This is a genomic window from Streptomyces sp. YKOK-I1 (assembly GCF_054660435.1).
The window spans coordinates 9,951,999-9,977,370 of the sequence record NZ_BAAGDR010000001.1; the positions used below are offsets into that span (position 1 = coordinate 9,951,999).

The following is a 25,372-nucleotide window of genomic DNA, read 5'->3' on the forward strand; positions in this document are numbered from 1 at the left end:
TCCGCCACCGGGTCAGGCCGTCGGCTCGCGGGCCGCCGCGAGGTCGAGGGCCACGTCGGTGATCATGTCCTCCTGGCCGCCGACCATCTTGCGTCGGCCGACCTCGACCAGAATGCTGCGGGTGTCGAGGCCGTGGAGCGCGGCGGCGTTCTCCGCGTGGCGCAGGAAGCTGGAGTAGACGCCCGCGTGGCCGAGGCTGAGGGTCTCGCGGTCGACCCGGACCTCGCGGTCCTGCAGTGGTCGTACGAGATCGTCGGCGGCGTCCATCAGGGGGAACCGGTCGCAGCCGTGCTCCCAGCCCATCAGGTCGGCGACCGCGATGAACGCTTCCAGAATCGGCCACGGCGGAGGTCTGGCGCATACCAGCCAGTCCCGCGCTGTCGGGAGAAGTGCGGGTACGGGCGCGCTCCATCGCGTTCCATCTGTGCGGTGACTACATCCGCGAGCCCCGGGGACCACTACCGAGGACCGGTCAAGCACACCGAGAGCGGTTGACTGAGGTTCATCGCCTCATACGCAGAGGCCGCCGCCTTCACCGGGCTGGAATTCATTGGCGTCGGCAACCCGCAACAGCCCACAGAGATGGGTTCAACGCCGTACGCACCGTCGCACCGCGGTCGGCGGTAGATCGAGCTGAAGGCGGCAGGCCTCCCCGACCGTCGGTGTGTACACGACGGGCAGCACCTCTTCGAGGTGCCCGGTGAGCAGACGGTAGAAGAGGACCTCGTTGGTGTCCTGGAGCTGGCGCAGGTAGATGTGCCGGTTGAGGGTTTCCACGGCGGGCGGCAGCAGACCGTCCAGGCCGAGAGCGGCACGTTCGCGCGGGCTGAACGCCGTCCCCTTGTTGAGGAGGCCGGCGCCGTGGAGTGCGGGCGCCGGGGAAGAGGGCACCGCCCGTGCGGTGAAGGGGGAGCCGCGGTCGGGCCGGGCGTTCGGATGAACTCGGTGAGGACGTCATCCGGGCGTCAGCGCTTCCTGAACAGCGCCCCGGCTCCGTCGGCGACCGTTTCCAGGCCGAGCGTGCGCAGTACCTTCCACGACGTGGCCGCGGCCGCCGTGACGACGGGCAGACCGAGGCGCTTCTCGGCGGCCGGGATGGCGGGAAGGGACGGCATCTGGACGCAGGCGGAGAGCACGACGGCGTCCACGCCGCGGGTGTCGAGTCCGGCCGCGATCTCAGGCAGCCGGGACGGGTCGAGGCGGCCGACGGCCAGGTTGTCGTCGACCTCCAGGCTGATGGAGTCCTGGACCTCGACGCCCTCGGACTCGATGTAGTCGGCCACCAGGGCGGTGAGCGGCTTCATGTAGGGGGTGACGATGGACACCTTCCGTGCGCCCAGATGGTGCAGCCCCTCCACCAGCGCTCCCGCGCTGGAGAGTACGTCCACCGCGCAGCCGTGGTCGGCGGCGGTGCGGGTGAGGTCGGCCTCGATGCCCCGGTGCACGCCGTTGCCCTGGGACATGATCGCGACCAGGCACGCGTAGGCCATCACCTCGACCTGTGCGTCGGCGAGTTCCACGGTCGCACGGCCGGCGTCGGCGTTCATGGCGGCCAGCTCGCTCTTCTCCACGGTCTTCATCCGCATACGACTGGCGTGAAAGGTGAACTGGTCACCCGTCAGCGCACTCTGCCGACGGAGGATCTCCGGGATCTCGGTCTCCATCGTGGTGTTGGAACTCGGCACCAGAAGGCCGATCCGATGACTGGACATGGTTTTCCTTAGGACTGATCAGAGAGGGAGGTGGAGCGCGGACAGGAGCAGGTGGTCCAGCAGGGGCCACACGGACTCCGGGTTCTGGAGGTGCGGGCAATGGCCCGCACCGGCCAGCACCGTCGCCTCGGGGTACAGCTTCACGAGGTCGGACGGCGGGGACAGGGGATCCCGCTCGCCGGCGGCCAGCACGATCTCCTGGGCCCGGCACGCGGCGATCAGCCCCGGGAGGTCGGGCGCGCCGACCGAGAGGGAAGCGGGATCCGCCACGGCTTCCCACTGGTCACCGTCACCGATCACGAGAGCGTCGCACAGCGCGGAGTCCGGGTCGATCACGTCGACCATGGCGGTGACCGTGAGAACGTGCCGCACGGCGTCGCCCCGGGAAGCGAAGACGCGGGCCGGCGCCGCCGCGACCGCCGCCACCAGCGCTTTCTCGTGAGCGGACCAGAACGGTCTGACACTCATCGCGCACACGGTGGAGACCTTGAGGCCGAACCAGCCGCTGGCGAGCGTCAGCGCCACCGCGCCGCCGAGCGAGTGTCCCAGGACATGGACCGGCGTGCCCGGTGTCGTCTGCGCGGCCACCACGTCCGCGACCCGGGTCGCGAGCCGGCCGTGACTGTAGTGGGCCAGACGGGGGGAGCGGCCGTGCCCGGGCAGGTCGGGGACGAGCCAACCTCCCGGCCAGCGGTCATCCAGGATCCGTTCGAAGTCGTGCCAGACATTGCCGTCGGCCAGCGCGCCGTGCAGCAGCACCAGCACAGGACCGTCGGGTCTGCCTCCGCGGCGCACGTGCAGCCCGCTCGCGGAACCGGCCCGGTCCGACAACGAGGTGGGGGACGACATGGTGGTGCCTCCTACGAGCGCGGTGCCTGTGCGAGGTAGTCGAAGACCGGCTTTGCGGGGGCCAGGCACAGATCGGTGAGGATGTGGCTGGCCGAGACCACCTTGACGACCGGCAGGTCCGCGAGCGGCGCGAGCACGTGCTGGAAGAGCTGGAGACGCGCGGGGCCGCTCCAGGACTCCTTGACGGTGATGTCCGTGATCTGGGTGCGGACCAGATCCGCGACCCGCGGCTTGAAGTCGTAGCCGGGCACGATCTTCACCATGTACGTCGGCACGGTGATCTGCCGCAGAGCCTCGTCCGGATCGAGCCGCCGGTGTTTGTAGCCCATGGTCGCCGTGGCCACGCGCAGCGTCCCGAAGTCGAGGGTGCCCACGAGTGTGCCGTGGTCGACGAGGAGGCGGGGCGTGCCCAGCACCTTGGGATAGGCGGACAGTTCGCGGCCACCCGCGGTGGCGGGGAAGTTGTCGAGGTACATGGCGTGCAGGTACTCACCCTGCTCACCCTCGAACTCCACCGGAATCGCGATGCCGGCCTCGGTGTAGGGGCCGAAGCCCCCGACGTCGCCCATGTGCATGATCTCGAAGCGCACGAGAGGCTCGCCGACCGTCAGCGGCTCGGGTACGACGGCGCGCAGGGCCTCGGGATCGGTGCGGTAGACGATGTTGAGGTACTCGCGATCGATGAACCGGGTACCGGACGGCGTGGGGTAGGCGGGTGCGGTCAGCGGGGTGTTCAGGCTGCGGACGACCTGGTCGGCATGCATGAGTCGGGCTCCGATCAGGCGTTGCGCCAGGTGGTGAGATAGTCCGCGTTCTCGGTGGCCAGGGCGGCCTCGCCGAGGTCGAGCGGGCGGAAGGTGTCGATCATGACGGCGCGCAGGTTCTTGATCTCGACGCGGCCGGCGTTGTAGGCCTCGGTGGACCTCTCCAGCTCGTTCGTGTGCGGTCCGTGGATGAAGCCCGCGGGGTGCCAGGTGATCGCGCCCGTCTCGATGCCGTTCCCGGAACGGGAGCCGCCGGCCGCCTCCACGTAGAACATCAGCTCGTCGGAGTCGACGTTGGCGTGGTTGTACGGCACGATCACCGCGTCCGGGTGGTACTCGACCTTGTGCGGCACGAACGAGCAGATCACGAAGCCCGGCGCCTCGAAGGTCTGGAAGGTGGGCGGCGGCTGGTGGATCCGGCCGATGATCGGTTCGTAGTCGTCCATGCTGAACGCGTACGGGTAGAGGTGTCCGTCCCAGCCGACGACGTCGAAGGGGTGGTGGGCGTAGGTGTAGCGCGTGCCTCCGGCCCGGTGGCGCACGTACACGTCGACGTCGGTCAGTTCGGCTTCGTCGCCCTCGACCACGAACGGCTCGGAGGGGCCTCGCAGATCCCGCTCGCAGTACGGGGAGTGCTCCAGGAACTGGCCCCGGGCGGACAGGTAGCGCTTCGGCGGACGGATGCCGCCGGTCGACTCCGCGATCAACAGCCGTACGGGCTCGTCGCCGGTCGGGACCCAGCGGTGCGTGGCCGAGGTCGGCATGATGACGAAGTCACGCGGGCCGACCTCCAGCACGCCGAAGACGGTCTCGACGCGCGCGGTGCCGGATTCGACGAAGTACATCTCGTCGCCCATGGCGTTGCGGTAGAGCGGGCTGGGCCGGTCGGCGGCGACGTAGCTGACCCGCACGTCCTGGTTGCTCGCGAGCAGCCGGCGGCCCGTCACGGCGTCACCGCCCTCGTCCACCTTGTGCGTGAGGACCAGACGCGGTGTGAGGGGGTGGTTGGGCGTGGTGTCCTGACCAGGGATGTCCCAGGTGCCGACGGCGACGACATCGGTCGGCGCGTGGGTGTGGTACAGGAGGGCGGAATCGGACGAGAAGCCCTCGGTGCCCATCAGCTCCTCGCGGTACAGCCCGCCGTCGGGCCTGCGGAACTGGACATGGCGCTTGTGGGGCACCTGCCCCACGGAACGGTAGTACGGCATTTCTGCCTCCAGGGGTGGACTGCGGTGATGCTCGTGGTTCGGGGCGTCGCTCTCAGGACGCGTCGACGCGCTCGCCGAGCCACTTGGTGACGATCTCTCCGGCCTTCTCGCGCGGGTTGTAGTCGACCGGCGCGTTGGGCAGCAGGAAGAGGTAGTGGTGGGCGTGGGGGAGGGCGGTGAACGTCTTGTCGGCCACCGGGACGCGGGAGAGGATCTCCTCCTGCTCCTCCGGGTAGGCGTCGGTGTCGCCCATCGGCGCGACGACGAGGGTCGGCACATCGAGGTGTTCGGCGGCGTGGGTCCACTCGGCTCGCGCCGACAGGCCGCTCCACGTTGACAGCCAGGCGCGAGCGGTGAGGATCCGGCCCAGCGCGTTGGGCCCGTAGGAGCCGCGCAGCGGATGTCCGCCGGAGAAGATGCTGCCGGGGACGCGGTGGTTGGGGTGGATGCTCGGATCGGTGTGCGCCGGGTTCGCGACCGTGCCGTAGACGCTCAGGAAGGGCGACATCAGAGCCCTGCGCGCCGTGGGTGAGCCAAGGTTCTCCCGGTCGACGGCCTGTCGCGCCTCCTCGTAGTCGGCGATGAGGGTCCGGGCGATGACGTCCAGGCGCCGGGCGCGGGCCCGCTGCCCCGCGCGGTACTCGGCGAGCCAGTCGCGGTCGTACTTGCTCGGCTCCGGGAACGGCTGGTAGCCGTTGGCGGGGTTGAACATGTCCAGCGCCGGGTCGATCGCCGTCGGGTTCGACTCGTCCACGACGGCCGGGTCGAGCATGTTCAGCATGATGATGCCCTCACCGGCGTGCGGTGCGAGAGCGACGTAGAAGTCGGCCGGCGGCATGTCCTCCTCGGCGAACCGGGTCGGCGTGCCGTGCGGACCGTGCGTGTGCCGCTCCGCGGGAGGGAGGGACGCCTGCCACTGGTAGTACGACAGCAGCGAGGTTCCCCCGCTGCTCCCGATGAGTACGACGTTCTCGAAGCCACGCTCCTTGAGCATCCGGATACCCGCCGCGGTGTCCCGGACGACTTCCTCGTGGACCATGTCGCTGTCGTTGTTCAGCGCCCGGCTGGTCTGCCCCCACACCGCGTATCCCGCTTCCAGGAGGTACGGGCTCAGATACTGCCGTGACTGGTTCTCCCGCGGGTGCATGAACACCGCGACCGTCTTGGACTGCGGCCCTGGCGGCAGGTGCAGCAGCCCGAAGGAGAACGCCCCGTCGGAGGCCGTGATGTCGATGAACTCCCGCTGTGTGCCTACCGGGAGCTGATCCATCCGGTAGGCGTTGACGCTGCCTCGGGCGCGGCGCTCGGGGGTGACGAACAGCTCCGGGAGCGGCGCGTCGGGAAGTCGGTACCTGCTCTGCGTGGTCATGCCGGGTCCTCACAAGGGCGACAGAAAGATGCCGTAAAACTATGAATCACATATTCATATGGGAAAGATGGAATGTCAAGCAGGGGTCGGTCATAATGGCTGTAGACCCGCAGTTCTTGATCAGGAGAGGCCGTGTACATGCCGAACGAGTCCGGTGCCGCCGGGCCCCCGAGTCCCGCGACGGACGACGGTGACGTCCTGAACCCCGACGTCCCGATGCAGCAGCAGATCTACCGGCAGCTACGCGCAGAGATCCTCGACGGTCTGTGGGTGGGGCGGACCGACTTCCCCGGTGAGCGCGAGCTGGCCGAGCGGTTCAAGGTCAGCGTGGTGACAGCCCGGACGCCCCTGGAGCGCCTGGGTGAGGAGGGCCTGGTCGAGCGCGGCCGGGGCAAGCGCCCCCGGGCCACCTACATTCCGCCGAGTCCCGGCGACGACGACGCCCTTCCGGTCTTCTACCCGGAAGAGGAGTCGTCCGAGTACGGCTACGAGCTCCTCCAGGTCGGCGTCGACGTCGCTCCCGCCGAGGCGTGCCGCGTCTTCGGGCTCCCGCCGGGCAGCAAGCTGTGGCAGTGCGTCCGGCTCCGCGTCTATCAGGGCCTGCCCCACGTCGTCTCGCACAACGTCCAGCTGCCCGAACTCGGCGAGCGCCACAGCGTCGAGGATCTGAACGCCAAGCCGATGATGTCGATCCTGAGTGCGGAGGGCGTCGACGTCACGACGATCCGCAGACGGCTGCATGCCGGCACGGCGCCGCCCATCGTCTCCCGTCATCTGGGCCTGTATCTCGACACGCCGGTGTCCGTGTGCGTGCTGACCCTGCTGGACGAGAACGGCGCCCCCGTCGAATGGATAAGGGCGTACGTCGACCCGAAACTGCCGGTGCGCGAGGAGGTCCGCGACGTCCACAAGGGGTACTGGACGCTCCCCCATCCCGAGAAGGGCTGAACGGCGCGGGATGCCACGGCACACCTGCGGGCGGCGCCCGGGACGGGGGAGGTGTCCCGGGCGCCGCCCGCGGTGTCGTTCCGGGTCAGGCCGGCAGGTAGACCGACTGCCACTCCAGGTAGGACCCCAGCCCCTCCGGGCCCAGCTCACGGCCCAGGCCGCTGGCGCGCCGGCCGCCGAACGGGGAGTTGAAGTCGAGTCGGTACCCGTTCACGCCGATGCTGCCGGTGCGCACCCGGCGGGCGATGGCCGCGCCACGGTCCACGTCGGTGGTCCACACCGTGCCGCCGAGGCCGTACTCGGAGTCGTTGGCGAGCGCCACGGCCTCGTCGTCGGAGTCGTAGGGGGTGACGACGAGGACGGGGCCGAAGATCTCCTCGCGGAAGATGGTCATGTCGGGCCGGACGTCGGCGAACACCGTCGGCTCGACGTACCAGCCGCGGTCGAGGCCCGCCGGGCGCCCGCCGCCTGCCGTGAGCCGGGCTCCCTCGGAGCGGCCGGACGCGATGTACCCCTCGATACGCTCCCGCTGGGCCGCTGAGACCACGGGCCCCACAGCGGTCGTCGGGTCGAGAGGGTCGCCGACCCGCAGTCCGGAGGCCATGGCGGAGACGGCGTCGACCACCTCGGCGTAGCGGCCGGCCGGAGCGAGCAGGCGGGTGCTGCCGTAGCAGGTCTGGCCGTTGTTGAAGAACGAAACGCCGGGGAGCGCCGTGATGGTGGCATCGAGGTCGGCGTCGTCGAGGACGATCGCGGCCGACTTCCCGCCCAGCTCCAGGGTGACCGGACGCAGCAGCCGCCCGCAGACCTCGGCGATCGACCGGCCGGCCGGGGTGGAGCCCGTGAAGGCGACCTTGTCGACGCCGGGGTGTGCGACGAGGGACTCACCCGCCTCGAGCGCGCCGGGCACGATGTTCAGCACACCGGGCGGCAGACCGGCCTCGGCGGCGGCCTCGGCCAGGACGTAGGAGTCCAGTGAGGTCTCCAGCGCGGGCTTGAGGACGATCGCGCAGCCCGCCGCGAGCGCGGGCGCAACCTTCATGATCGCGAGCGTCTGCGGGTAGTTCCACGGCACGATGGCCCCGACGACCCCGACCGGTTCCCGTCGCACGAGGGTCGTCGTCCCGACGAAGGAAGGGCGCCGTTCCTCCCACTCGAAGGTGCGGACGAGGCCGGCGTAGTACCGGAGGATCGCTGCCGTGGCGTGCCCGTTGGCCTGCGGGGACATGGCGATCGGCATGCCGTTCTCGCGGGAGACCAGCCGGCCGAGCCGGTCGGCGCGCGCCTGGATGGCCTCGGCGAACCGCTCCATCGCGTCGGCGCGCTCTGCTGGGCCGGCGGCGGGCCAGGGGGCGCCCGGGGCGTCCAGGGCGCGGCGGGCGGCGGTCACCGCGGCGTCGATGTCCTTGGCGCCCGCGACCGGCACACGTCCGATCGGCTCCTCGGTGGATGCGCCGATGACGGTGTAGATCTCCGAGCCGAGCGACTGCTGCCGGTCGCCGTCGATGTAGAAGGAGGTGTGCTCCGTGAAGCTGTCCATGTACCTGTTCCCTGCGTGGGGTCCAGGGCGTGTCCGGTCACGTCACGAGGGGCCGGACGCGCCCCGTAAACGACTATTCATATGTGAATATAAGTGCTGTGCTCGGTCGTGTCAGCGCCGAGGCGGGTCTTGTCACCGAGGGGCCATCCGAATCGCTCCGTCGAGACGGATGACCTCGCCGTTCAGCATCGGGTTCTCGGCGATGTGCTGGACCAGCGCGGCGTACTCGGCGGGGCGGCCGAGCCGGCTGGGGTGAGGAACCTGGGCGCCGAGGGAGGCTTTTGCGTCCTCGGGCAGTCCGGCGAGCATCGGTGTCTCGAACAGCCCCGGGGCGATGGTCATGACGCGAATGCGGTGGCCCGCCAGGTCCCGGGCGACAGGCAGGGTGAGGCCGACCACGCCGCCCTTGGAGGCGGAGTACGCGGCCTGCCCGATCTGGCCGTCGTACGCGGCCACGGACGCGGTGTTGACGATCACGCCGCGTTCCTCGCCGCCCTCGACCGGCTCCTGCGCCGCCATCCGCTCGGCCGCCAGCCGGATCACATTGAAGGTGCCGACCAGGTTGATCTGGATCGTCCGGGCGAAGTCGGCCAGCGGGAAGGGGCCCTTCCTGCTGAGCGTCCGGGTGGCAGTGCCGATGCCGGCGCAGTTGACCGCGATCCTCAGGTCGCCGAGCCCCGCGGCGGCGTCGAGTGCGGCTCGCACGTCGGCCTCGCTGGTGACGTCGGTGGGCGCGAACACCGCCCGGTCCTCGCCGAGCTCGGCGGCCACCGCTTCGCCGTCGGAGGAGGGAAGGTCGGCCAGGACCACCGACGCTCCGGCGCCGAGCAGCCGCCGGGCGGTGGCGAGGCCGAGACCGGATGCCCCGCCGGTGATCAGGGCGACGCAGCCTGCGATATGCATACCGGTGTTCTCCTCGTCGAGATGACGCACTGTCAGATTCGTTCGATGATCGTGGCGTTGGCCATGCCGCCGCCCTCGCACATGGTCTGCAGGCCGTAGCGGCCCCCGGTGGCCTCCAGGTGGTTGACCAGGGTGGCGAGCAGCCGGGTGCCGGAGGCGCCGAGCGGATGACCGAGCGCGATCGCGCCGCCGCGCGGATTGAGGCGCTCGGGGTCGGCCTCGAACGCGCGCTGCCACAACAGCGGCACCGGGGCGAAGGCCTCGTTGACCTCGTAGGCGTCGATGGCGTCGAGGGAGAGGCCGCAGCGGTCGAGGACCTTGCGGGTGGCCGGGACGACTCCGTCGAGCATCAGCAGCGGGTCGGAGCCGGATACCGCGAAGGAGTGGTAGCGGGCGCGGGGGCGCAGACCGAGCCGTTCGGCGGTGGCGGCACTCATGATCAGAGCAGCGGAGGCGCCGTCGGTGAGGGGGGAGGAATTGCCGGGCGTGATCCGCCAGTCGATCTCGGGGAATCGTGCGGCTCCGGGGGCACCGGTGAAGGCCGGTCCGAGTCCGGCCAGGCTCCCGACGGTGGTCGTCGCCCGGACGGTCTCGTCCACGGTGTGGCCGTCGACGGGGACGATCTCGTTGGCGAATCCGCCGGCCTCGGTGGTGGCCCAGGCGCGCTGATGGGAGCGGGCGGCGAAGGCATCGAGTTCATCGCGTTCCAGCTTCCAGCGCACGGAGAGCAGCTCGGCCGAGAGGCCCTGGGACATCAGTCCCTCCGGGTAACGACGGTGCAGCGCCTCGCCCGAGGTGTCGGCGCCCACCGCGCTGGAGCCCATCGGCACCCGGCTCATCGACTCCACGCCGCAGGCGATCACGATGTCGTATGCCCCCGCGATCACTCCCTGGGCGGCGAAGTGGCCGGCCTGCTGACTTGAGCCGCACTGCCGGTCGACGGTGGTCGCGGGCACCGACTCGGGGAAGCCGGCCGCCAGCAGTGCGGTGCGGGTGATGTTGAAGGCCTGTTCGCCGACCTGGGAGACACAGCCGCCGATCACGTCGTCGACTTGGGCGGGGTCGAGTCCGTTGCGCTCGACGAGGGCGGTGAGCACGGTGGCCAGGAGGTCGACGGGGTGGTGGCTGGACAGGGCGCCGCCGGGCTTGCCCTTGCCGGACGCGGTCCGCACCACGTCGACGATCACTGCGTCGTTCATGCTGGGCATCTGAGGTCCTTCACTGCTGGAGTCGTTTGATCGGCTGGTGGTGAACAGAGGTCGTCAGCGCCCGGTCCACTGCGGTGCACGCTTCTCCGCGAAGGCGTGTGGTCCCTCCTTCGCGTCGTCGCTCGCCAGGATCTGCCGGAAGACGAGGTCGTTCTCGTCCCAGGCGTCGCCTTCGGCGCGGTTCTCGCCCCAGGACATGACGCGCTTGATCGCCTGCAGGGACAGGGGTGCGCCGGTCGCCACCCGCTCGGCCAGCTCCAGAGCGACATCGACCGACTTGCCCGCGGGGGCGATCCGGTTGAACAGGCCCCACCGGGCCGCCGTGGCGGCGTCCAGCGGGGCGCCGGTCAGGGCGATCTCCCGGGCGATGTTGCGCGGTACCCGCTCCTGGAGCCGCAGCACCCCTCCCGCTGCGGGAAACAGTCCGTGGTGCACTTCGGGCATGCCGAAGACGGCGTTCTCGTCGGCGACCACCAGATCGCACGCCAGGACGATCTCGGCGCCACCGCCCAGCGCCGGACCGTTGACCGCGGCGATGAGCGGCTTGCCGACCTGATGCCGGACGATGCCCCCGAAGCCCCACTCGGGGTGCGACGGGTCCGTCACCTCGCGGCCGGCCGCGGCCTCCTTGAGGTCCATTCCCGCGCAGAAGGCGCGCCCGGCACCGGTCAGCACGCCGACCCGCAGCTCCGGATCGGAGGCGAACTCCTCCAGGGCCGCGCCCAGAGCCGCGGACAACTGCGCATTCACGGCGTTGAGAGCCTGCGGGCGGTTGAGCGTGATCAGGGCGATGTCGCCGCGCCGTTCCAGCATGGTGTCGGCTCCTTGGTTCAAGGTCACGGATCTACTTAACGTACGTTAGGAACCTAGGGTCGGGATGTCGAACGCGTCAAGCGCGGAACGGGTCTCGCGGTCGCATTAAATGGGGCAATCCTCTCTCTGTATGCGAAAAGGGTCCGGCGATCCCTCTCGGGGAGTGTTGACCTCCGTCGGGTCGACTCTTAGTGTCATAGCGAACGTTAAGTAATCGCCACCCCCAGAGCCGCGAGGACCGCATGGCGATCGATTTCACCCTTGAGCCCGAACTCGAAGAGCTGAGAGACCGCACGGCCGAGTTCGTCCGGGCCACCGTGCTCCCCGCCGAGGCGGAGATGTTCAGCGGGCCGGGCACACCCGATGACTCGCTGCGGCGCGCGCTGCACTGCGCGGCGCCCGACGAGGGCAACATGCTGCTGCTGGAGAGGGTCGCCGACGCCGCGCAGCGCGACCGCTTCCTGAAGCCACTCGCCGCCGGGGACGTGCGATCGTGCTTCGCGATGACCGAGCCCGCACCCGGGGCAGGCTCGGACCCGTCCCAGTTGACCACCACCGCCCACCGGACCGCCGGGGGATGGGTGCTTGAGGGACGCAAGTGGTTCATCACCGGGGCCGATGGGGCTGCCTTCGCCATCGTCATGGCGCGGACCGGAACCGACGCGGATCCTGCGGCGACCATGTTCCTCGTACCGTCGGACACCCCCGGCTTCAGCATCGTCCGGCACATACCGAGCCTCGACCAGGGCTTCACCGGCGGACACGGTGAGATCGCACTGGACGGCTGCGAGGTCGGTGACGACGCCGTTCTCGGCGAGGCCGGGAAGGGTTTCGCCTACGCGCAGGTGAGACTGGCCCCTGCCCGGCTCACCCACTGCATGCGCTGGCTGGGCCTGGCCCGCCGGGCCCACGACCTCGCCCTCGGTTACGCGGCCGAGCGCACCGCCTTCGGCAGCAGGCTCGGAGAACTCGGCATGGTGCAGCAGCAGTTGGCGGACAACGAGATCGATCTCGCCGCCTCCCGGGCCCTGATCCGTGAGGCCGCGTGGGTTCTCGACCAGGGAGCCGAGGGCGACCGGCGCCGTTCCGGGAAGCACGAGTCCTCCGTCGCCAAGACGTTCACCGCCGAAGCCGTCGGCCGGATCATCGACCGTGCCGTACAGGTGTGCGGCGCCCTCGGCATCTCCGGGGACCTGCCCCTGTCCGCGTATCTGCGCGAAGTACGGCCCTTCCGCATCTACGACGGTCCGTCCGAGACCCACCGCTGGTCGATCGCCCGCCGCGCACTCAGAGCCGCCGTCACGAAGGAGCCGAACCGATGAAGAGCACCATGATGGACCGGGACCTCCAGGTCAGCGATCTGCTGCGGCACGGACAGCGGGTACACGCAGACAGCCGGGTGGTGCGCTGCACGCAGGACGGCGGAGGGTCCTGGACCTTCGCCGAGACCGCCGGGCGGGCGGAGCGGCTCGCGGCGGCGCTGACCCGGCTGGGTGTCGAGCGAGACGACCGTGTCGCGACCCTGTGCTGGAACACGCCGGAGCATATGGCTGCCTACCTCGCGGTGCCGTCCATGGGCGCAGTCCTGCACACCCTGAACCTGCGGCTCCACCCCGACCAGCTCGGCTACATCGTCGAGCACGCCGCGGACCGGGTGCTCGTCGTCGACGCGACGCTGCTCGGCCTGCTCGGCCGGATACGCGACCGTCTCGCCACCGTGCGCCACGTCATCGTCATCGGCGAGGGAGCGCCCCTCGACCTGCCCGACCACACCAAAGTCCACGACTGGGACACGCTGCTCGACGCCGAGGCGCCCGGTTTCATCTGGCCCGACGTCGACGAACGCTCCGCGGCCGCCCTGTGCTACACCACCGGCACCACCGGCGACCCGAAGGGCGTGGCGTACAGCCACCGCTCGATCCTGCTCCACACCCTGGGCATCTCCAGCGGAAACGCCGCGGCCATGTCCGACCGGGACCGGATCCTGCCGATCGTGCCGATGTTCCACGCCAACGCCTGGGGCTGGCCGTACGCCGGCTGGCTGGCCGGCGCCGACATCATCATGAACGGCCGCCACCTCGACGTCCCCGACCTCGCCCGCATCATCGACGAGGAACGGCCCACCGGGGTCGCTGCCGTCCCCGTCCTCTGGAACGGTCTGCTGCACCACGGCCGACAGCACACGCTGAACCTCTCCTCCGTCCGGCTCGCAGGCTGCGGCGGCTCCAGCCCCTCGCGGGCCCTCGTCGCCGAGTTCAAGGAGCGCTACGGCATTCAGCTGGCCCAAGGCTGGGGGATGACCGAGACGAGTCCGCTGGCCAGCTGGTCCGCGCCGCCACGCGGCACGGCGCCGGAGGAGGACGTCGACTGGCTGGTCAAGAGCGGCCGGGTGATGCCCCTGGTGGAGGTCCGCGTCATGGGCATGGACGGCGGTGAGCAGCCCTGGGACGGAGAGTCGGTCGGCGAACTCCAGCTGCGCGGACCGTGGGTGACCGGTTCCTATCTGCACACCGAGAACACCGCGGAGAAGTTCGACGACGGCTGGCTGCGAACCGGCGACCTCGGCACGGTCGGGCCCGGTGGCTGGATCGTCGTACGCGACCGCCTCAAGGACGGCATCAAGAGCGGCGGCGAGTGGATCTCCACCGTCGAACTGGAGAACGCCATCGCCGAGCACCCGGCCGTCGTCGAGGCCACCGTGGTCGGCGTCCCCGACCCCAAGTGGGACGAGCGCCCCCTGGCCTGTGTCGCACTCGCCGAGGGCGCCGGCCTCTCCGCCGCCGAACTGCGGGACTTCCTCAAGGGGCGGGTCGCCAACTGGTGGATCCCCGAGCGCTGGACGTTCCTGGCAGCCATCCCGAAGACCAGCGTCGGCAAGTACGACAAGCGCGCCGTCCGCCGGCTGTACCGGGACGGCGAGATATCCATCGAGATCGGCGGCAAGGACACATGAACCGCGACGGAACCACAGCCCCGGACGCGGCTGGACGTGGCCCCCTGGCCGGCCTGCGCGTACTGGAGATCGCCAGCATGGCCCCGGGCCCCTTCGCCTGCACTGTCCTGGCCGACCTGGGCGCGGAAGTGCTCCGCGTCGACCGCGCCGCAGAGGTCGATCCGGACAGCCGCGGTTCCACGGACCCGCTCGCCCGGGGCCGCCGCTCGCTCGCCGTCGATCTCAAGGCGCCCGACGGCGCCGCGCTCGTCAGGCGACTCGCCGTCCGGGCCGATGTGCTCGTGGAGGGCTTCAGGCCCGGAGTCGCCGAGCGCCTGGGCATCGGTCCCGAGGACTGCCATGCCGTCAACCCCCGTCTGGTGTACGGGCGGATGACCGGCTGGGGACAGAGCGGTCCGCTCGCCTCGCGCGCCGGGCACGACATCACCTACTTGGCCGTCTCCGGCGCCCTCGGTCTGATCGGTCCGCCCGACCGACCCCCGGTGCCGCCGGTCAACCTGGTCGGGGACTTCGGTGGCGGTGGCATGCTCCTGGCCCTCGGGATCCTGGCCGCCCTGCTCGAACGGGAACGCTCGGGCCTGGGACAGGTCGTCGATGCCGCCATGGTCGACGGCGCCGCTCTGCTCACCACCGCCCTGCACGGACTGCGGGCCACGGGGGACTGGCCGGGGGACCGGGGCGAGAACCTGCTCGACGGGGGAGCACCCTTCTACACCACGTACGAGACCGCCGACGGCCGATACATGGCGGTCGGACCTCTGGAGGAGCGGTTCTACGCCGAACTCCTCACCGGTCTGGGGCTGGCGGACGACCCGGACCTGCCCGCACAGCACGACCGCGAACGCTGGCCCGAGCTACGGCAGCGCCTGGCCGCCGTGTTCAAGGAGCGCACCCGGGACGAGTGGACCGCCCTCTTCGAACCGACCGACGCCTGCGTGGCCCCCGTGCTGAGCCCCTGGGAAGCACACCACCACCCGCACAACGCGGCACGCTCGGTCTTCACCGAGACGGCCGGTGTACGACAGCCCGCGCCCGCGCCCCGCTTCGACCGCACCCCGGGCGCCGTCCAGGGACCCCCGCCGGTTGTCGGCCGGGACACGAGGACCGCTCTGGCCGACTGGGGGGTCGAGACGCCCGAGGCCGAGCGGCTGCTCGCCGCGACGGTCGTCGTCCAGCACCCGCACACAGGAGAGAACCGATGAGACTTGGCCTGAGCATGGGTCACTGGGGCCGAGAGGGAGGCGCCGAACCGCTGGCGCTCGCCCTGGAGGCCGAGCGCCTCGGCTATGACGTCGTCTGGGCCGCCGAGGCCTATGGATCCGACGCGGTCACGGTGCTGTCCTGGCTCGCGGGCCGGACCAGCCGGATCGGTCTCGGCTCGGCGGTGATGCAGATCCCGGCCCGCACTCCGGCGATGACCGGCATGACAGCGGCAACCCTGGACGCCCTGTCGGACGGCCGCTTCCATCTCGGCCTGGGGGTGTCCGGGCCGCAGGTGTCGGCAGGCTGGCACGGAGTCGAGTTCGGCAGGCCGCTGGTCCGCACCCGTGAGTACATCGACGTCGTTCGGACCGTCGTACGACGCGAACTCGTCCGCCATGACGGCGAGCACTACCCCCTGCCCCTGCCGGGGCCGGACGGTCGTCCGGGCAAGCCGCTGCGGCTGATCATCCATCCCGTGCGCGAGGAGATCCCCGTCTATCTGGCGGCCGTCGGACCGCGCAACATCCGCCTCGCGGGCGAGATCGCGGACGGCTGGCTCGCTCTCTTCCACGCCCCGTCCCATGCGGACGAGAACCTCGCGCACCTCCGGGCCGGACGTGGCGGACGCGGGCTGGCAGGCTTCGACGTCGTGGCGAGTGTGCCCGTGTCGGTCGGGGACGACCTGGAGACCTGCGCCGACCGGGTCCGCGCCTACACGGCGCTCTACGTCGGCGGCATGGGCAGCCGCGAGAAGAACTTCTACAACGCCCAGGCCCGTGCACTCGGTTACGAGAAGGAGGCGCACGCCGTTCAGGACCTCTACCTTGCGGGCCAGGCCGAAGCCGCCGCCGGCGAGGTGCCGTTCGGGCTGATCGACGAGACCAGCCTGCTCGGACCGGTCGACCGGATCGCCGACCGGCTCGGCGCCTTCGCCGCCGGCGGCGTCACCACCCTGTCCGTCATCCCCCATGGCGACACCTACGAGGAGAAGGCCGCCTGTCTGGCCGCCGTCGCCGAGGCCCTGCACCGCGCGGACATCTGAGGAGAGCAAGACAGTGGAGCGCACACTCTACGACCAGGACCACGAGGACTTCCGTGACGTCGTACGGGAGTTCGTCGCGCGGGAGGTCGTCCCGCACCAGGATCGATGGGACGCCGATCACCTCATCGGCCGGGGCGTGTGGACGGCCGCGGGGAAGCAGGGTCTGCTCGGGCTCGCCGCGCCCGAGGAGTACGGCGGAGGGGGAGAGGAGGACTTCCGCTACCGCAGCGTGATGATGGAGGAGTTCGCCAGGGTGGGTGCGGCGTCCCTCGGCTCGGGATTCAGCGTCCAGGACGACATCGTGCTGCCGTACCTCCTGGACCTCGGCAGCGAGGAACAGAAGCGGCGCTGGGTGCCCGGCGTCTGCACGGGCGAGACCATCACCGCCATCGCCATGACCGAGCCCGGCGCCGGCAGCGACCTCCAGGGCATCCGCACCACTGCCGTCCGCGACGGTGACGACTGGGTGCTCGATGGCGCCAAGACCTTCATCACCAGCGGCATCCTGTCCGATCTGGTCATCGTGCTGGCCCGCACGGACCCCGCTGCCGGGGCACGCGGCATGAGTCTGTTCGTCGTCGAACGCGGCATGCCCGGCTTCACCCGCGGCCGTCAGCTCGACAAGATCGGCCTGCAGGCACAGGACACCGCCGAGCTGTTCTTCGACTCCGTCCGTGTCCCGCAGACCAACCTTCTGGGCACTGAGGGGCGGGGCTTCATGCACCTCATGGAGCGGCTGCCGCGCGAGCGCATGGCCATAGCAGTGACGGCCCAGTGCGTCACCGAGACCGTGCTGGAACAGACCCTGGCGTACTGCACCGAGCGCACCGCGTTCGGTCGCCCGGTGGCGGACTTCCAGCACAGCCGCTTCCTCTTGGCCGAGCTGACCACCCAGGCCGACATCACGCGCGTCTACCTCGACCGGGCGATCGAGGCACTCAACGAAGGCACCCTCACCGCCGTCGACGCGGCCAAGGCGAAGTGGTGGGCCACCGAGCTCCAGACGAGGACGGTGGATCGCTGCCTCCAACTCCACGGCGGCTACGGCTATATGAAGGAGTACCCCGTCGCGCGCGCTTTCCTCGACTCGCGCATCCAGACCGTCTACGGCGGAACCACCGAGATCATGAAGGAGATCATCGGCCGCGATCTGGCCACGGGGGCGGAGACCGGGCGATGACGCGAAGCCCCGACCTTCAGCGCATCGGACGCCTCGACACGGTGGAGGCCACGCCATGACGATCCACTCGGCCCCCGTCACCGACACGGCCGATCCGCCGGGCCTCCGACCGGGGGCTCTGAGCCGCTGGTTCGACGCGAACGTTCCGGGCCGCCAAGGACCGCCGGCAGCGACGGTGCTGCACGGAGGCCGATCCCATCTCGCCTGCCTCGCTCACCCCCTCGGGGCACGACGTCGGGCGCGAATTCCGGGTGAGGTCCGCCCTCCGTGACAGGGGGCTGGCCGTGCCGGACACCGTCGCCCACCGCACGGACCCGACGGTGACGGGTGCGCCGTTCAACTCTCGGCGACCCACTCGCCGACCTCGGCACCTTTCTGGCCTACCGCGGCCCCGCCGTCGATGCGTTGCTGGAATCGCCGGCCAGGACATCACGTTGTGTACGCCCGCCACCTGCGGGGCGTCACGGTCGGACTGGCTGAGAAGGGCGGGCCGTTCCACCAGCGCTCGTGCTCCTTCGCGGAGCCGACGGCGTGACTGGCCATCTCACGGACGCCGACGTACGAGCGATGTCCGGCTGGCGGGAGGCGGTCGCCGGCACCCACCAGCGAAGGGCGCGAGTGTCCCGTGTCCGATCCCGGTGTTCGACGTGCTCCGTACCGAACGGACCGGTTCCGCGAGTTCTTCATCGGCCACAATCCGGCCTGATCACACGCCCGCCCGGGCGTGCCAGCAACCCCGTCGGCACCCGCATCGCGCCTGGCTGGGGCGATCCACAGCCTGGATGAACGTCATCGGAGACTCCGTTGACGAGGGGACTAGGCACAGCGGAAACGCTGCCCCATAGTCGTCCCAGTCGCCCGGCGCCTGCCGCTCCGGGCGCCTTCCCCTCGGTGCAGCGAAGCCCCGACGTGGCACGCCTACGGCGGCGGCACGGTCGCGCACCTCGACCCTGCCGTTCTGGAGGTTCCGCATGCCCGGATTCGTTTCACCGCCCTCCTCCCCGTCCCCGGACGACGTGGCCGCCAGACCCGGCGGCGGTGCCGAGGGCCGGGGGCCGCTGCTGGTGTTCCTGCTGATGGCGGGTAGCTGTCTGCCGATACTCGGCGCGGTCCTCCTCGCCCCGGTGCTGCCGAAGATGCAGGACCATTTCGAGGACGTGGCGGGCGCCAAGGCCCTGGTCCCCATCGTCCTGTCGGCCCCGGCGTTCGCCCTCGCCCTGCTGGCCCCCTTCGCGGGCGTCATCATCGACCGGCTGGGACGCAAGCGGCTGCTGGTCGTCGGCGCCGTCCTGTACTCCGTGTTCGGCACCGCACCGCTGTGGCTGGACTCGCTCGGCGCCATCGTGGCGAGCCGCGCCCTGGTCGGCGTCTGCGAGGCCGCCATCATGACCTGCTGCACCACCCTGATCGGCGACTACTACACGGGCCGCACCCGGGACCGCTACCTGGCCCTGCAGACCGTCTGCGGCACCGCCTCCGCGACCGCGTTCTTCGTGATCGGCGGCGCGATGGGCTCGGCCGGCTGGCGCGCCCCGTTCTGGCTGTACGCCGTCGGCCTGCTGCTGGCTCCCGCGATGGCCGCGTTCCTGCCCCGGCCCACCCCGAAGGACGCCTCCGTCGCCCACGAGGTGGCCGCGGACGAACCGCGCCCCTTCCCCTGGCGGAAGATGGCCGGCATCTGCGCGCTGTCGGTCTTCGGCGGCATCGTCTTCTACACGGTCCCGGTGGAGACGGCGTACCTCCTGGACGACCTGGGCGTCGAGTCCAGCGGCGTCATCGGCCTGGCGACCGCTCTGGCCAGTGCGGCGACCGTCGCCGGGTGTCTGGTCTTCACCCGGCTGACCGGCCGTCCGGAGCAGCGGCTGCCCGTGGTCCTCGCCCTGTGCGCGACCGGGTTCGTGGTGATGGCGCTGGCCGGCACGCCCGTGGTCCTGATCGTCGGAGCGGTCCTCAACTGCGTCGGCACCGGTCTGCTGCTGCCCTCACTGCTGACCTCGGGAATGAACCGGCTCGACTACGCCGACCGCGGTCGCGGCACCGGCCTGTGGACGGCGGCGTTCTTCCTCGGCCAGTTCCTCTGCCCGCTCGTGCTGATCGCGGCCGGTTCCGCGGTCGGCGGCCTCGCCACGGCCGTCGGCGTCCTCGCCCTGGTCACCGCGGTGGTGGCCGCCGGCCTCTGGCTCGCCACGCGCGGCACCGCGCAGGTGGCGGAGTCCCCACAGGTATGACCGGCTTACCGCACCCGCGGGCGGACGGACCGCGAGGCCCGCCCGCCGCACGGGCTGTCACCGCCTTTCCCACCCCTGTCATATGCATGCCTATGAGGAGACCGCTGTGGCGACGTTCCGATTCGACACCCGAATGACGCAGGACCCCGACCAGGTCTGGGCCGTCCTCACCGACGTGACCAGGATCCCGGAGTGGTTCCCGGCCGTGCAGGAGGCTCACTTCGACGGGGAGTACCGCCATCTGCGTACGTCCGAAGGGCAGTTGAAGTCCCGCATCGTGACCAAGGACGACGCACTGCGGCGCTTTCAGTACCGCTTCGTCGAAGGTCTGCCCCTGCCCGTCGAGTTCCACCTGGGCACCCTCGACGTACTCCCTGACGGCGACGGTTCGCGGGTGATCTACAGCCAGGAGATCCTGCCCGAGGGGCTCGCGCCCATCGTCGAGCGCGCCGTCGGTGCGGGGATCGAGGGCATCGCCGCGTACTTCGCCGCTCACTGAGCCGCGGTCGGAAGCACCGGCGCAACGGCCACCGCGAAGGGACCCTGACCATCCAGGGCGGCGACTTGGGACGCGCGATCCCCAAGCTCCGCGCCGACACCTTCCCGTCAACGACCCGGTCAAAGCCCTTGGTTCGTACCCCGGCACCTCCAGGGGCGAGGTCTCCCGGATCTGCGGTGACCTCGGCGACAGGCCTCGCCGCCTTCCGCGACCGGGCCCTGAGGCCGCCCAGGGCCGTCCTTGCGCAGGCCGCGACCGGTGATTCCTGCTTCGCACGCACGGCGGAACCCGGATCCAAGACCGGACGAAAGCCCCGTCGACCGGGGCGGGCGGGACGTGCTGCAAACACCACCTGATCACCGACACCACGGGCATCCCGCTCGCCGCCACCCTGACCGGCGGCAACCGCAACCGCGGCCGGCCCCGCCGCCTGGACATGGTGCTGGGCGAACTGATCATTGCTCAGGGTCCGTTCGCGGTCGCCGTTGCGTCGGCGGTGCTCCCGGGCGGCACCGCCGGCCCGACCGCCACGGCAGTAGCATCCCCACCGCCCCGTCCGTCGGCTTCTCGCAGAAGGACGGCACCCTCCTTGGCGACATCGGCCTCCTCGGAGTCATCTCTGGTCCCCGCTCTTCCGCCGGCCGCTGTGCCGCGGGGCCGGGCCGACACTCGACGGGATGACGCCGCTGCGGGAAGGCGCTCGGCAAGGGCTTGGTCATGCGCCCGGTGGCCCCGCGGGAGGCCACCCGCCGGGCCGCCGGGAAAACTGCCGGGGGCCACCGCGCTCGGCTCGCGCCGGGCGAGAAACCGAACTGGAATTATGGACAGGGTTTGTTGTTGTCCGTTGTCCAGTGCCAAGTGCCCGTTGAGGGATCTCTGCCGTGGATCCCCAATGAGTGCTCATTGCGGGGGCAGCGGTGGTGGTGCCTATGTCGTGGCGCAGAAGACCGCACGCAGTGCAGGCCACACTGAGCGCTCATTGGCCCTGGTGGGGATCGGCCGCATCGGCTGTCATCGATCTTGAGGTTCAAAGACGGGTTCTCACGCCTTCCGTGTCACGCGGCACCGAGCCGGTTGATCTCCGGGCTGTACAGCACCGAAGGGCCAGTGCCCTTGAGACTCACAACAGCGATCATCGCGCGTCCCAGATGCTCGGTGGTGGTCATGTGCCTGGGGGCCAGTCGGTGCAATACGGGATAGAGCCACGATGTGAGCCGGTACGCCAGGCGATAGGAGGCTGTCCTGGAGACGGCGCCGTGGCGCGGCTGGATGTAGCCGGGCCGGAACATGTAGGCGTGGAAGGGCATCGCCAACAGCTCGTTCTCCGTTCGGCCCTTGACCCGCGCCCACATGGAACGGCCCGACTCGGTGCTGTCGGTCCCCTCCCCCGACACATAGGTGAAGGTCAGCGCGGGGTTGTTCGCGCTCACGGCTCGGGCGGCGGCCAGCGTGTAGTCGTGCGTAATCCGGGTGTACTCCTCCTCGTCGCGGCCGGACGAAGAGATGCCCAGGCAGAAGAAGCAGGCGTCCAGCCCCTCCAACTCACCCTGGATCGCGGTGAAGTCGCCGAAGTCCGTGTGCACGACCTCCCGGACTTTCGGGTCTTCGACGTTCAGAGGCGTGCGTACGACGAGCAGGACCTGGTCGACGCTCTGCTCCAGGAGGCAGGCGCGCAGCACGCCCTGCCCCACCATTCCGGACGCTCCGAAGACGGCCACGCGCATGGTTGCTCCCAGTGGGGTGAGGCGGCGGTCAGGGCGCCGTACGGGCGAGGGTGCCGGTGATGAGGGTGGCCACCATCTCCTGCAGGGAGGAGGTGAAGTCCATGCGTAGCGCAGCCAGGGACGGGTCCGTGTCGTAGGCGGCGAGCATGCCGGGGGAGGGCCGGGCGTGGGTCCAGACGGCGCCGGCCACCATGTAGACCTGCGCGCTGAGCTGCTCCGCCCCGTCGCCCAGTTCGGGCAGGTACTGTCGCGCCAGATCGGCCAGCGCGACGACATTGCCGATGGCCGCCTTCTTGTACCGGGCGGCGACCTCCGCGGACACGTTGTGCTCCAGGACGCCGGCCTGCGCGCTGAGCAGGTCGCACAGCACCCGGTGCTCCGCAAGGGAGTGGGTGAACACGGCCGCGAACGCGTCGCCACGCCGGCCCACCGGGTGGCCGGGGTCGATTCCGGCAGCGAGCCGGTCGGGCAGTTCGGCCGTCCACTGTTTCCACGCGCTGTCCAGCAGCTCCAGCAGGATGGCCTCGCGCGATTCGAAGTAGCGCAGAACGTTGGATTTGGCCAGGCCGACGCGTCGGCTCAGCTCGTTGAGGCTGACCTCGGCGACCGGCATCTCGTCGAGCATCGCGGCCGTGGTGTCCAGGATCGCCTGCCGGCGGATCTCCCGCTGCTCATCGCTGCGAGCACGTTGAAAGGTTGTCATGACCTCATTCTACAGACCGTCGGTCTGTTGACATCGGACCGCCGGTCTTTTATGTTTTATCTCAAGAGACCGCCGGTCCGTTAAGGGGTCGGGGTGGTACGTGCGTAAGCGATTCCCAGAGGAGATCCACATCATGAGCAGCAACAAGAGCGACAAGAAGGTTGCAGTCATCACCGGCGGTGCGACGGGCATCGGCAAGGAGACCGCGCGGCTGCTGGTCGCGGACGGCGTGCATGTCGTCCTGAGCGGGCGGCGTGCGGACGTGGGTGCGCGGGCGGTCGAGGAGCTGACCAAGGACGGCGGCAGTGCCTCGTTCGTGGTGGCGGACATGGACTCGCCGGAGAGCATCAAGGCCCTGTTCGACTCGGTCCTGGCCGACTACGGCCGCCTGGACCACGCGGTCAACAACGCCGGTCTGGCCAACGAGACCGCCGCGATCGCCGACGCCGACCCGGTGAAGTTCCAGGAGATGCTGTCCACGAACGTGATGGGCCTGTTCCTGTGCCTGCAGCGCGAGATCCAGGAGATGCTCGCCGGCGGCCACGGGGGCACCATCGTCAACCTGGCCTCCATCGCCGGCCTCAACGGCATCCCGTGGAGCGGCCCGTACGCGGCCACCAAGCACGCGGTCGTCGGCCTGACCAAGACCGCGGGCCTGGAGTACTCCTCCCAGGGCGTTCGCGTGAACGCGGTCGCCCCCGGCGCGATCAAGACCGACATCATCGCCAACTCCATCTCGCTCGGTCAGTACGACGAGGACACCATCACCGCGATGCATCCGATGGGCCGCATGGGCCTGCCCCAGGAGATCGCCGCGGGCATCCGCTGGCTCCTGTCCGAAGAGTCCTCCTTCGTCGCCGGCACGATCCTCAACATCGACGGCGGCTTCCAGGCCAAGTAACCCCCACGCATGCGCCACCCGCATGCCAGCCACCCCAACCGCGGGACAAGGCAAGGCCCGTCGCGGACACCCACCGCGACGGGCCCGACCAGCAAACTCACACAAACCGCACCAACAGACCTTCGGCCACCGGCACCAGCCCGATCGGTTGTCGCAACGATGGGGTCGTCCGGCCCGGATCGGTTCGGCGGTCTGTCCACCTGTCCCCGCTCGAAGTGGGTCGGCGGCGGCTTCGCCGCCATGCGCTGGAACGCGTCCGGCATGTCGCATGGCGGCCCATGAGTAAGTCCGTGTCCGCAGTGCACCACAAGGCACTCGCTGCGGTGCGGTCCCCGGCTTCGCCCATCCGAAGAACTGGCGCCCCGGCAAGGTCCGCACGAATCCGAGGTGGGCGACCGCGCTGGTGCGGGCACTGCTGGTACTGATGAACCGGGAAGTCGCCCGCTGACAGACGATCTTGTCAATGGACTACCGCCCCGGACCTGCCCGAGCCTCCCGACGCCTACGCACACCAGGTCCACTGACGTGCAGTTTTCACGATGCACACCACTCAATGTGGATGGGCTGATCTGACGGCGAGTTCACATCGTATGCGCGGGCGCGTTGCAGTTGTCAGTGGCGGATCAGGCCGGTGCGTTTGACGGTCGCCAGCAACGGGGTGGTGTCGATGGCGGTGACTCCGGCGAGGGGGCCGACGGTGTCGGTGAGGAAGGTGTACAGGGCGTCGAGGTTCGCGGCGGCGACAGCGACGACCAGGTTGGCGGGGCCGGTGGTGGCGGCGCAGAACCGGACGTGCGGGTGGGTGCTCAGCGTGTGCGCGGTCTCCTGCAGTGCGCCAGGCTGTACGGCGATCCACAGCAACGCCTCGGTCTGCGCGCCGAGCAGTGCGAGATCGAGTTCGGTGGCCAGGCGCAGCACCTGGCCGTTGACGAGAGCTTCGATGCGTCGGCGGGCGGTGAGCGCGGTGGTGCCGGCGCGGCGGGCCAGGTCCGTGTAGGTGGCCCGGCCGTCCTCGGTCAGCCCTGCGATCAGCGCGCTGTCGACGTCGAGAGGCGTGTAGGACGGTTCCGGGTACGCGGGCTCGGGGACGAGGTCGGCCAGTTCTCGGGGTGTGAGGAGACCGGCGGTCCAGCGGAACGCTGTGGGGAAGACGCGGAGCAGGGCGTGTGCGGTCCAGGTGCCGACGGCGTCGGTGGCGGGCAGGTCGCGCAGCAGCAGGTTGTTGCGTGCTTCCTGTCCCTCCAGGAAGAAGATCGTGGAGATCTCGTCGCCGCCCCCGAGGATGTCGACCCAGACGGTGTCGCTGCGGCGGGCCAGCGCCTGGGCGACCTGACGGATCTTGTTGGGGCGGCAGCGGATGCGCAGGGCGACGGGGATCAGGTGTGGGAAGCGTGCCGGGTTGCGTACGACGGTCGCGCGCAGGGTGCCGTCGGCGTAGAGGAGGGCCACACGGCGTACGACGGTCCGCTCGGAGAGGCCCAGACAGCGGGCCGCCTCACGCCAGGAGGCACGCGGCGAGGCGACCAGCGCTGCCGCGATTCGCCGATCGATCTCATCGAGCACCTGTCTCATGATCTGCATGATAGGCCGAACATCTGGCGTGTTTTCTGCTCGCAAACCTTCTG

The 25,372-nt window shown here is 70.2% G+C and carries 21 protein-coding genes and 3 pseudogenes; 10 read left to right on the forward strand and 14 right to left on the reverse strand.

Annotation, left to right across the window (positions count from 1 at the left end):
* Positions 1–12 precede the first annotated feature (12 nt).
* The 7 genes and pseudogenes from ACYQ8Q_RS44180 to ACYQ8Q_RS44210 all read right to left on the reverse strand — a co-directional run.
* Positions 13–333 (reverse strand): annotated as a pseudogene (locus ACYQ8Q_RS44180) (4-hydroxy-2-oxovalerate aldolase); the annotation flags it as partial.
* Positions 334–611: 278 nt separating this feature from the next.
* A pseudogene (locus ACYQ8Q_RS44185) lies at positions 612–891 on the reverse strand (NAD-dependent malic enzyme); the annotation flags it as partial.
* Positions 892–965: 74 nt separating this feature from the next.
* Positions 966–1,712 carry a maleate cis-trans isomerase family protein gene (locus ACYQ8Q_RS44190; protein ID WP_460073008.1) on the reverse strand — a complete coding sequence of 249 codons (747 nt, stop codon included), beginning with the start codon at positions 1,710–1,712 and terminating at the stop codon, positions 966–968.
* Between the two features lie 18 nt (positions 1,713–1,730).
* Positions 1,731–2,561, reverse strand: a complete 831-nt coding sequence (locus ACYQ8Q_RS44195) for an alpha/beta fold hydrolase (protein ID WP_460073009.1) — start codon at positions 2,559–2,561, stop codon at positions 1,731–1,733.
* 11 nt (positions 2,562–2,572) lie between these two features.
* Entirely contained in the window at positions 2,573–3,325 is a 753-nt protein-coding gene (locus ACYQ8Q_RS44200; protein WP_460073010.1) for an acetoacetate decarboxylase, read from the reverse strand.
* Positions 3,326–3,339: 14 nt separating this feature from the next.
* Positions 3,340–4,533 (reverse strand): cupin domain-containing protein, encoded by a 1,194-nt coding sequence (locus ACYQ8Q_RS44205; RefSeq protein ID WP_460073012.1) that lies wholly within the window; start codon positions 4,531–4,533, stop codon positions 3,340–3,342.
* Between the two features lie 52 nt (positions 4,534–4,585).
* A complete protein-coding gene (locus ACYQ8Q_RS44210) occupies positions 4,586–5,902 on the reverse strand; it encodes an alpha/beta hydrolase (RefSeq protein ID WP_460073014.1) in 1,317 nt (438 codons plus the stop codon).
* A 138-nt stretch (positions 5,903–6,040) separates the two neighbouring features.
* Here ACYQ8Q_RS44210 and ACYQ8Q_RS44215 point away from each other — a divergent pair, with 138 nt between their 5' ends.
* Positions 6,041–6,850 carry a GntR family transcriptional regulator gene (locus ACYQ8Q_RS44215; RefSeq protein WP_460073016.1) on the forward strand — a complete coding sequence of 270 codons (810 nt, stop codon included), beginning with the start codon at positions 6,041–6,043 and terminating at the stop codon, positions 6,848–6,850.
* An 85-nt stretch (positions 6,851–6,935) separates the two neighbouring features.
* On the opposite strand, the gene ACYQ8Q_RS44220 is transcribed toward ACYQ8Q_RS44215, so the two are convergent.
* From ACYQ8Q_RS44220 to ACYQ8Q_RS44235, 4 genes are all read right to left on the reverse strand, one after another.
* Positions 6,936–8,390 (reverse strand): aldehyde dehydrogenase, encoded by a 1,455-nt coding sequence (locus ACYQ8Q_RS44220; protein WP_460073018.1) that lies wholly within the window; start codon positions 8,388–8,390, stop codon positions 6,936–6,938.
* 132 nt (positions 8,391–8,522) lie between these two features.
* Positions 8,523–9,293, reverse strand: a complete 771-nt coding sequence (locus ACYQ8Q_RS44225; protein WP_460073019.1) for a 3-hydroxyacyl-CoA dehydrogenase — start codon at positions 9,291–9,293, stop codon at positions 8,523–8,525.
* A 32-nt stretch (positions 9,294–9,325) separates the two neighbouring features.
* Entirely contained in the window at positions 9,326–10,492 is a 1,167-nt protein-coding gene (locus ACYQ8Q_RS44230) for a thiolase family protein (protein WP_460073021.1), read from the reverse strand.
* Between the two features lie 63 nt (positions 10,493–10,555).
* Complete coding sequence (locus tag ACYQ8Q_RS44235; protein ID WP_460073023.1) at positions 10,556–11,314, reverse strand: crotonase/enoyl-CoA hydratase family protein; 759 nt, start codon at positions 11,312–11,314, stop codon at positions 10,556–10,558.
* Positions 11,315–11,556: 242 nt separating this feature from the next.
* Here ACYQ8Q_RS44235 and ACYQ8Q_RS44240 point away from each other — a divergent pair, with 242 nt between their 5' ends.
* The 8 genes and pseudogenes from ACYQ8Q_RS44240 to ACYQ8Q_RS44275 all read left to right on the forward strand — a co-directional run.
* Positions 11,557–12,636, forward strand: a complete 1,080-nt coding sequence (locus tag ACYQ8Q_RS44240; protein WP_460073026.1) for an acyl-CoA dehydrogenase family protein — start codon at positions 11,557–11,559, stop codon at positions 12,634–12,636.
* A complete protein-coding gene (locus ACYQ8Q_RS44245; protein ID WP_460073028.1) occupies positions 12,633–14,267 on the forward strand; it encodes a long-chain fatty acid--CoA ligase in 1,635 nt (544 codons plus the stop codon). Before ACYQ8Q_RS44240 ends, ACYQ8Q_RS44245 begins: the two co-directional genes overlap by 4 nt.
* Positions 14,264–15,469: a CaiB/BaiF CoA transferase family protein gene (locus ACYQ8Q_RS44250; RefSeq protein ID WP_460073030.1), complete on the forward strand. Its 1,206-nt coding sequence runs from the start codon at positions 14,264–14,266 to the stop codon at positions 15,467–15,469. The genes ACYQ8Q_RS44245 and ACYQ8Q_RS44250 overlap by 4 nt, the downstream gene beginning before the upstream one ends.
* The gene (locus ACYQ8Q_RS44255) at positions 15,466–16,512 is read left to right on the forward strand and encodes an LLM class F420-dependent oxidoreductase (protein ID WP_460073032.1); all 1,047 of its coding nucleotides are present in this window, start codon (positions 15,466–15,468) and stop codon (positions 16,510–16,512) included. The genes ACYQ8Q_RS44250 and ACYQ8Q_RS44255 overlap by 4 nt, the downstream gene beginning before the upstream one ends.
* Positions 16,513–16,525: 13 nt before the next feature.
* Positions 16,526–17,692, forward strand: coding sequence for an acyl-CoA dehydrogenase family protein (locus ACYQ8Q_RS44260; protein ID WP_460073033.1), 1,167 nt, complete (start codon positions 16,526–16,528; stop codon positions 17,690–17,692).
* 971 nt (positions 17,693–18,663) lie between these two features.
* Complete coding sequence (locus ACYQ8Q_RS44265) at positions 18,664–19,920, forward strand: MFS transporter (protein ID WP_460073035.1); 1,257 nt, start codon at positions 18,664–18,666, stop codon at positions 19,918–19,920.
* 106 nt (positions 19,921–20,026) lie between these two features.
* Positions 20,027–20,419 (forward strand): SRPBCC family protein, encoded by a 393-nt coding sequence (locus tag ACYQ8Q_RS44270; protein WP_460073037.1) that lies wholly within the window; start codon positions 20,027–20,029, stop codon positions 20,417–20,419.
* Between the two features lie 20 nt (positions 20,420–20,439).
* Positions 20,440–20,640, forward strand: a pseudogene (locus tag ACYQ8Q_RS44275) (IS256 family transposase); the annotation flags it as partial.
* 834 nt (positions 20,641–21,474) lie between these two features.
* On the opposite strand, the gene ACYQ8Q_RS44280 reads toward ACYQ8Q_RS44275, so the two are convergent.
* Together ACYQ8Q_RS44280 and ACYQ8Q_RS44285 are read right to left on the reverse strand one after the other, a co-directional pair.
* On the reverse strand, positions 21,475–22,143 hold the full coding sequence (locus ACYQ8Q_RS44280) for an NAD(P)H-binding protein (RefSeq protein WP_460073038.1): 669 nt from the start codon (positions 22,141–22,143) through the stop codon (positions 21,475–21,477).
* Between the two features lie 28 nt (positions 22,144–22,171).
* Positions 22,172–22,846, reverse strand: a complete 675-nt coding sequence (locus ACYQ8Q_RS44285) for a TetR family transcriptional regulator (RefSeq protein ID WP_460073040.1) — start codon at positions 22,844–22,846, stop codon at positions 22,172–22,174.
* 133 nt (positions 22,847–22,979) lie between these two features.
* On the opposite strand from ACYQ8Q_RS44285, the gene ACYQ8Q_RS44290 reads away from it, so the two are divergent.
* Entirely contained in the window at positions 22,980–23,747 is a 768-nt protein-coding gene (locus ACYQ8Q_RS44290; protein WP_460073041.1) for an SDR family NAD(P)-dependent oxidoreductase, read from the forward strand.
* Positions 23,748–24,359: 612 nt separating this feature from the next.
* Here the strand turns inward: ACYQ8Q_RS44290 and ACYQ8Q_RS44295 are convergent.
* Complete coding sequence (locus ACYQ8Q_RS44295; RefSeq protein ID WP_460073043.1) at positions 24,360–25,319, reverse strand: Lrp/AsnC family transcriptional regulator; 960 nt, start codon at positions 25,317–25,319, stop codon at positions 24,360–24,362.
* Between the last annotated feature and the right edge of the window lie 53 nt (positions 25,320–25,372).

What these genes read in the sequence shown, in the direction of transcription:
- ACYQ8Q_RS44215 (WP_460073016.1), top strand. Translation starts at nt 6,041, where the DNA reads ATGCCGAACGAGTCCGGTGCCGCCGGGCCCCCGAGTCCCGCGACGGAC.
- ACYQ8Q_RS44195 (WP_460073009.1), bottom strand. Translation starts at nt 2,561, where the DNA reads ATGTCGTCCCCCACCTCGTTGTCGGACCGGGCCGGTTCCGCGAGCGGG.
- ACYQ8Q_RS44280 (WP_460073038.1), bottom strand. Translation starts at nt 22,143, where the DNA reads ATGCGCGTGGCCGTCTTCGGAGCGTCCGGAATGGTGGGGCAGGGCGTG.
- ACYQ8Q_RS44245 (WP_460073028.1), top strand. Translation starts at nt 12,633, where the DNA reads ATGAAGAGCACCATGATGGACCGGGACCTCCAGGTCAGCGATCTGCTG.
- ACYQ8Q_RS44205 (WP_460073012.1), bottom strand. Translation starts at nt 4,533, where the DNA reads ATGCCGTACTACCGTTCCGTGGGGCAGGTGCCCCACAAGCGCCATGTC.
- ACYQ8Q_RS44235 (WP_460073023.1), bottom strand. Translation starts at nt 11,314, where the DNA reads ATGCTGGAACGGCGCGGCGACATCGCCCTGATCACGCTCAACCGCCCG.
- ACYQ8Q_RS44225 (WP_460073019.1), bottom strand. Translation starts at nt 9,293, where the DNA reads ATGCATATCGCAGGCTGCGTCGCCCTGATCACCGGCGGGGCATCCGGT.
- ACYQ8Q_RS44230 (WP_460073021.1), bottom strand. Translation starts at nt 10,492, where the DNA reads ATGAACGACGCAGTGATCGTCGACGTGGTGCGGACCGCGTCCGGCAAG.
- ACYQ8Q_RS44190 (WP_460073008.1), bottom strand. Translation starts at nt 1,712, where the DNA reads ATGTCCAGTCATCGGATCGGCCTTCTGGTGCCGAGTTCCAACACCACG.
- ACYQ8Q_RS44250 (WP_460073030.1), top strand. Translation starts at nt 14,264, where the DNA reads ATGAACCGCGACGGAACCACAGCCCCGGACGCGGCTGGACGTGGCCCC.
- ACYQ8Q_RS44240 (WP_460073026.1), top strand. Translation starts at nt 11,557, where the DNA reads ATGGCGATCGATTTCACCCTTGAGCCCGAACTCGAAGAGCTGAGAGAC.
- ACYQ8Q_RS44200 (WP_460073010.1), bottom strand. Translation starts at nt 3,325, where the DNA reads ATGCATGCCGACCAGGTCGTCCGCAGCCTGAACACCCCGCTGACCGCA.
- ACYQ8Q_RS44210 (WP_460073014.1), bottom strand. Translation starts at nt 5,902, where the DNA reads ATGACCACGCAGAGCAGGTACCGACTTCCCGACGCGCCGCTCCCGGAG.
- ACYQ8Q_RS44285 (WP_460073040.1), bottom strand. Translation starts at nt 22,846, where the DNA reads ATGACAACCTTTCAACGTGCTCGCAGCGATGAGCAGCGGGAGATCCGC.
- ACYQ8Q_RS44290 (WP_460073041.1), top strand. Translation starts at nt 22,980, where the DNA reads ATGAGCAGCAACAAGAGCGACAAGAAGGTTGCAGTCATCACCGGCGGT.
- ACYQ8Q_RS44265 (WP_460073035.1), top strand. Translation starts at nt 18,664, where the DNA reads ATGCCCGGATTCGTTTCACCGCCCTCCTCCCCGTCCCCGGACGACGTG.
- ACYQ8Q_RS44295 (WP_460073043.1), bottom strand. Translation starts at nt 25,319, where the DNA reads ATGAGACAGGTGCTCGATGAGATCGATCGGCGAATCGCGGCAGCGCTG.
- ACYQ8Q_RS44255 (WP_460073032.1), top strand. Translation starts at nt 15,466, where the DNA reads ATGAGACTTGGCCTGAGCATGGGTCACTGGGGCCGAGAGGGAGGCGCC.
- ACYQ8Q_RS44220 (WP_460073018.1), bottom strand. Translation starts at nt 8,390, where the DNA reads ATGGACAGCTTCACGGAGCACACCTCCTTCTACATCGACGGCGACCGG.